This window comes from Komagataeibacter intermedius TF2, assembly GCF_000964425.1.
In the GTDB taxonomy this organism is placed as follows: Bacteria; Pseudomonadota; Alphaproteobacteria; order Acetobacterales; family Acetobacteraceae; genus Komagataeibacter; species Komagataeibacter intermedius.
In genome coordinates this window covers 1-274 of the sequence record NZ_BANF01000684.1, presented here as the reverse complement: position 1 = coordinate 274, position 274 = coordinate 1, and the positions used below count along the sequence as shown (strand labels likewise).

The window sequence follows — 274 nt, the reverse complement described above, 5'->3', positions numbered from 1 at the left end:
GGCGAAGTGCTCGCCGATCACATCGGTCCGGCGCTGGAAGCGGGCGACATCTCCTTCGAGGATCTGGTGGAGATGATCAGCCCCGACGTCGCCATGACGCTATGGGGCTGCGCCTTCGAGGATTTTCTCGGACAGGACTGGGATGATGGCCGGAACTTCGTGGACGTTTACCTCAAGCGTCGGGGCTGGAAGGAAGGGCCGCGTAACAGCGCCTATATGCGTGCGCTCAGGGCTTCGGTCATGAGCCTGTATGAAGTCTCGGACATCAGACCCG

General features: G+C 61.3%; 1 pseudogene. It reads left to right on the top strand.

Annotated elements, in window-relative coordinates:
• Positions 1-274: pseudogene (locus B7449_RS18980) on the top strand (hypothetical protein); the annotation flags it as partial.